This is a genomic window from Limnohabitans sp. 2KL-51 (genome assembly GCF_003063645.1).
Classification (GTDB): domain Bacteria; phylum Pseudomonadota; class Gammaproteobacteria; order Burkholderiales; family Burkholderiaceae_C; genus Limnohabitans_A.
This window is the reverse complement of sequence record NZ_NESJ01000072.1, coordinates 1-654: the sequence shown is the minus strand read 5'-3', so window position 1 is coordinate 654 and position 654 is coordinate 1. Positions and strand designations below refer to the sequence as shown.

Genomic DNA, 654 nt, shown 5'->3' with positions numbered 1-654 from the left:
GCGTGAAGGTGATGACCTCGGTGGTGCTGATGGTGCCTGCGCCCGTGCGCCCCACCACGATGCCCGGAGCGGTCACGTCGGTGTTGAAGGCAAAGGAGACTTGGTTGTTGACCTCTTGCACCGCCCCTGCGACGCCCGCCAGGTAGGTGTCTTGGTTGGCGTTGCTGGCCGCATCGGTGAACTTGCCCGAGAGCACGCCAATGGTGGCCGTACCCAGCACGCCCGCGGTGGGCGTGAAGGTGGCGGTGTATTGGGTGTAGCCGGCGCTGGCCGTGCCGCTGGAGGCCACGGGCGCGAAGTTGCTCAAAACGCCACCGGTGGCGTCGATGTCGGCCAGCACAAAGTTGCTGCTGGCCTCAGACAGCGTGAAGGTGAGGGTTTCGGCCCCCGTGGCCACGCCCGTGCCCAAGCGGCTGACTGCGATCTTGGGCGGCGCGGTGTCGGCCACCAAGGTGTTGTAGGCCAGCGCCACGATGTTGTTGCTCTCGTAGGTGCTGCCCGCAGCGGCGGGGTTGACGTAGGTGTCCGGGTTGGTGTTGCCCGCAGCGTCGCTGAACTTGGCCGACGCCACCGCAATGGTGGCCGTGCCTTGGGCATTGGCCGTGGGCGTGAAGGTGGCGCTGTACTGGGTGTAGCCGGCGCTTGCGGTGCCGC

At 67.3% G+C, this 654-nt stretch carries 1 protein-coding gene; it reads right to left on the bottom strand.

Annotated features, from left to right (window positions below; genetic code table 11):
• The coding region (locus B9Z49_RS21965; protein WP_199225147.1) for an Ig-like domain-containing protein at positions 1-654 on the bottom strand (654 nt) is incomplete at both ends.